The following is a 4891-nucleotide window of genomic DNA, read 5'->3' as shown; positions in this document are numbered from 1 at the left end:
TTGTTCAGCAATTGATTGAAAAAGCTGAGTCGAATGAGTCAAAGAAAATAACTGCAAATCATGCCCACGACATAATGCTTTCTTACGCTAAAAAAAGGATAGACAACATTGAGAATGAGTATCGCGAAATATGCCCTCAAATAAAATCAATTATAAAAGACGCTTCGACTGATACATTGCATTCGTTTGGTCAACTAATTGAAATTCTTAAGAGGTGCCCCTCTTCACGCCGTATTATATTGGACAATATTGCGCTAAAACCTAATGATAACGATTCGGCAATTAGTATATTGCACGTTCTCCATATGGCCAACTTTATAAATGCAAGAATTGATTTATCAATAACTCAAGATGAAGAGGAATATGACCATATTACATTTTCAAAAAGACCCGATTTAGTTTCATTGGATAACTGGAATGAAATGCAGAAATACAAATGGGAGATACATCCAGTATTTCATCAGTATGTCCACGAGATAAAGACAAATAACCATACGCTTTGATTTATATTTATAATGCTGTAAGGCGGATTCGCGTTAGCAAATAGCCTGAATGAAGTATAGCGAAATCCGGGGCTTCGAAGCTACGATCACCCCGTATTCCGCTACGCTACATACAGGCTACGCAATTTTCAAACTTATTGGTGATGCGGCATGGTGTTATATCGGCGGAACAGGGTTGCTGGTGGGACGTATTTCTTCATGGTGACGTTGTGGGATCGTTGTTCCGATGTTCTGGTGCGACACGTCGGGCTACTGCGAAACGCATTTCGCACGGTTCTAGTGGAAGGCCTTTCAGCATCGACGCCATTGTTATTCTGCCGGATCACTTGCATGTTGTTTGGACGCTGACTGATGGCTATGCTGATTACTCGGGATGCTGGCGGGCGATCAAATCCAACTTTACACACGAACTGCGGCTATCGGGGATGCCGTTAACTTGCGACAAACGTGGTGAATATCGACTTTGGCAACGGCGATTCCTTCGACAGGCTTCCTTCGACAGGCTCAGGACAGGTTTGGGAACATACGATCCGCGATGACACTGATTTTCAAAGGCATGTCGACTATATCCACTGGAATCCGGTAAAACATGGGTTAACTCAATGCGTTGCCGACTGGCCGTATTCTTCGTTCCACACATACGTCCGCCTCGGCTTGCTGTCGCCTGAATGGACTTCCTCTATCAACGAAGCCATGTAGCCCGGTAGGTCAGGCATGTTCACAAAATGGATGAGTAAAATCCGTCCATGCTTCGACAGGCTCAGCACGATCGGATTCCACACGCTCCAAACTGATTTTTCTAGGTTTATGGTTGTTTATGGGTGTTGTTTTGTCTTGACTTATGGTTGTTTATGGGTGTAAATACGGTTATCGAGGATATTTGCATGCTGAACACCAACACCATCCAGATTACACCCGAACTACTGACCCTAATCGCCGAAGTCGATGAATTTAAAGGTGCTTGGCGAGCCCTCGGCACATTGGCTCCCGAGCGTTTGAGCGCCTTACGCCGTGTGGCGACCATCGAAAGTATTGGCTCTTCGACCCGCATCGAAGGAAGCAAGCTGTCGGATCGCGATGTTGAACGTTTGTTGGGCAATCTGGAAATCAAGTCTTTCGCCACTCGCGATGAGCAAGAAGTAGCCGGCTATGCCGAAGTCATGGATACCCTTTTCCATGCTTGGCCTGACGTCAAAATTACCGAGAACCATATCCGGCAGTTTCATCGCGATCTTCTTGCTTATAGCGACAAGGACGAACGGCATCGCGGCAATTACAAAACCTCGTCAAATAGTGTGGCTGCTTTCGATGAGAACGGCCGGCAAATCGGTATCGTGTTTGAGGCCGCCACGCCCTTCGATACGCCGCGTCTTATGGCCGAACTGGCCGCCTGGTTAAATGAGGCTCGCGATACCGGCCGTTTGCATCCCTTGCTGAGCATCGGCGTATTTGTCGTGGTGTTTTTGGAAATTCACCCTTTCCAGGACGGCAATGGCCGGTTGAGCCGGATTTTGACTACGCTGCTTCTGTTACAGGCGGGCTATGCCTATGTCCCGTACAGCTCGCTTGAGAGCGTGATTGAGCACAGCAAGGAGGCCTATTATCTCGGCTTGCGGCAAACACAAGGCACGATCCGCACCGATGCGCCGGATTGGCAGCCTTGGCTGAAATTCTTCTTGCGCGCTTTGCATCAACAAATGAAGCGCCTAGCCGTCAAGGTGGAACGTGAAAAGTTGGTGGTTGCGGCCCTGCCCGAGTTGTCCGTGCAAATCGTTGACCACGCCCGCAACCATGGGCGGGTGACGATGGGTGACATTATGCGGTTGACCGGCGTCAGCCGCAATACGCTGAAAGAGCATTTCCGCAAACTGGTGGAGAACGGCCACCTTGCACAGCATGGAACTGGTAAAGGCTCATGGTATGCTTTACCGTAAACCCAAAGCCTGTGTTATGCCGTTAAACCGCGATAAAAATTGGAGTAAGCGAAATGTAACCTGAGACCCTTTTATGTGGACCCTTTTATTGTCAGATACAAGCGTAGAGGCAGAGATTTTGAGGGACTTACAATAGCCTTATAACTTAAACGGAAAGACAATGCGAAAAGTCAGTTTATTAATCATTTTTCTATCGTGCCTTTTACATGTTGAGCATGTGCAAGCAGGATTTTGGGATGGAACCAAACTATTTAATCATATTAAAAGGGAGAATCTTGCTATTGATGGATACGATGCTAACCTCGGCGTAGGGTACATAATGGGTGTGTTTGATACCAATGTTGGAATACAGTTTTGCCCACTTAATAAGGAATCAGATTCAGCTAAGCAACTTACCGAGCTTGGTAAAAAACTTCTATCACCTACCACCGGGGTGTCAATTAAACAAGTGACGCAGATTGTTTCTAATTATTTGTATAAACACCCAGCGCTTTTTCGTGAGCCGGCAGACAAGTCTGTGATAAATGCTCTTAAAGAAGTCTATCCATGCAAATAATATAGCAAGTAGCCCGTAGCAGCGTAGCGGAATCCGCTACGCTGCTACGGGCTACGCGACTTTTACGCAGCCCGCCAAACGTAAGTAGCTACTGCGCTTGCAGGCAAAGTAGTTACGGCATTTCTCCCTTGAAATTGTATAGTAAAGGATAGTGCTTCAGTGCCATCGTTGAGTGCAATCAGAACGATGTCGCCCGTGGGTGTAGCAAGAGCCACATTCGGCAAAGAAGTTTGTTCATCGGAATAAATCCTTACTGAACCGGGGCGAACGAATTTCGCGGCATGGGCAATCACATAGTAGGCAACGTTGCGGGCAACATCTTCACCTAGGGTCAAAGCGCCGACGCAATGAGCCTCGCCTCCAGGGGTATGGGGACAACAAAACGGGTCGGAGGCGAGGTTCCATTCGAACACGACCCGGCTCCAGTTGCGTATCGAACCGATCAGGACATTTTTCATGTGCCACATTAAATCCCCACCGAACTGCCCGTCCGAACCTACCCACTGCTCGGTGAAATACAGTTTCATTTCCGGGTAAAGCTGATTCACATCGGAAAGGGCAGAAATGTCGCCTCCATATAGATGCCAGGCCGATCCGCTTAGATAACGGCGCGCTTCGGCATCGGCGAAAACTTCCAAAGCGTATTCCTTGACATCGCAATTATGATCCCAACAAAACAATTCCACATCGGTCAATCCAGCCTCCCATAAAGCCGGTCCCAGATGATTTTTTATGAACTCGGCCTGCTCGCTCGCTTCCATGATCATGCTGGGCTCGTTTTTGAGATTTAATGGTTCGTTCTGCGGGGTGATGGCATGAATGGTAATGCCTCTCTCCCGCATGGCTGTCAGGTATTTGATCAGGTAAGCGGCGTAAACAGCGTAGCAACCCGGTTTCAGTTCGCCGCCGCGGAAACTCTGGTTGGTCTTCATCCAAGGCGGCGCAGACCAAGCCGTGGCGATGATCTTGATCCCGGAGTTGATAGCCAAAATTTCCTGTAACAGTGGAATAACTTCAAGGTCCCCTGCTTCGATGTCGAAATGAACAAGCTCGTGGTCCGATTGTCCGGCCAACCTGTCGTTATAGGTAAAGCAGCGTTCGCTCAGATCCGACGCACCGATGCTCAGTCGCAGAAAACTAACGCCGATGCCGTCTTCATCGGGCAAGAACAATTCCCGTAATAATGCGTTCCTGTCAGGATCAGGCAAGCGGCTAATCAGCATAGCGCTGCCTCCGGTCAAGGAAAACCCGAATCCATCCATGACCTGATACTTCCGCTCGGCATCCACTGTTATTACAGGGAAATCATTGGCGTTGTCGGCGAAACGAAGGTCATTCGTTTGTCGTTGAAACAAAGAGTTTTGGTCGGCAGTGGTCAGCCAAACCGCCAAAGAAGAAGGATCTTCTGAAAGAGGAAGAATTGGATCATGAGGGTTGGTTTGTTCAAGCATGGCAGTCCTCTTGGCGGAATAGCTTTATCTATTATGAGCTAATATGAAAGCCTTACAGGTTGGAAAATCGTTTACAAAACATTTATTTCGTAGCATTGCAGGGTAACCGGATAGCGCAGCGAGAAAGTGGGCTTACGATTTGCATATAATATACAACTTCAGACTTAGTATAGCCTGTTATCAGGTGTTTGGATTTGGCCCTCATGATCGGATTGGACTTTTAAGTTCATTTAAAATTCTCTATATCTTAACGGTCAGATCAAGAGCTGATAGGAAAATATTCGGCGCCACTTTAAAGTCGCAGAATTTTTTGCCCACCCCGCCAAACAAAGTCACGCCAATCAAGCAAGCTATTGTCCCGTATAAAATAATGCTTCAAATTCTTCTAAAGGAAGCGGTTTGCTGAACAAATACCCTTGATAAGCCATGCAGCCATATTCTTTAAGT

At 47.3% G+C, this 4891-nt stretch carries 5 protein-coding genes and 1 pseudogene; 5 read left to right on the top strand and 1 reads right to left on the bottom strand.

Annotated features, from left to right (window positions below):
• The 5 genes and pseudogenes from EPO18_RS11850 to EPO18_RS11830 form a co-directional block, all read left to right on the top strand.
• Positions 1–503: hypothetical protein (locus EPO18_RS11850; protein ID WP_292433580.1), on the top strand; the 503-nt coding region annotated here is incomplete at its 5' end.
• Positions 504–552: 49 nt separating this feature from the next.
• Positions 553–708 (top strand): hypothetical protein, encoded by a 156-nt coding sequence (locus EPO18_RS11845; protein ID WP_292433581.1) that lies wholly within the window; start codon positions 553–555, stop codon positions 706–708.
• Positions 654–1202, top strand: a pseudogene (locus EPO18_RS20810) (REP-associated tyrosine transposase). The gene EPO18_RS11845 and the pseudogene EPO18_RS20810 overlap by 55 nt, the downstream one beginning before the upstream one ends.
• A gap of 185 nt (positions 1203–1387) precedes the next feature.
• Positions 1388–2437, top strand: a complete 1050-nt coding sequence (locus EPO18_RS11835; RefSeq protein WP_292433579.1) for a Fic family protein — start codon at positions 1388–1390, stop codon at positions 2435–2437.
• A 160-nt stretch (positions 2438–2597) separates the two neighbouring features.
• The gene (locus EPO18_RS11830) at positions 2598–2993 is read left to right on the top strand and encodes a Rap1a/Tai family immunity protein (protein WP_292433578.1); all 396 of its coding nucleotides are present in this window, start codon (positions 2598–2600) and stop codon (positions 2991–2993) included.
• 62 nt (positions 2994–3055) lie between these two features.
• On the opposite strand, the gene EPO18_RS11825 is transcribed toward EPO18_RS11830, so the two are convergent.
• On the bottom strand, positions 3056–4444 hold the full coding sequence (locus EPO18_RS11825; RefSeq protein WP_292433577.1) for a glycoside hydrolase family 30 protein: 1389 nt from the start codon (positions 4442–4444) through the stop codon (positions 3056–3058).
• Between the last annotated feature and the right edge of the window lie 447 nt (positions 4445–4891).

This window comes from Methylobacter sp., assembly GCF_004322395.1.
Lineage (GTDB): Bacteria > Pseudomonadota > Gammaproteobacteria > Methylococcales > Methylomonadaceae > Methylobacter_A.
This window is presented reverse-complemented; position numbering and strand designations above follow the sequence as displayed.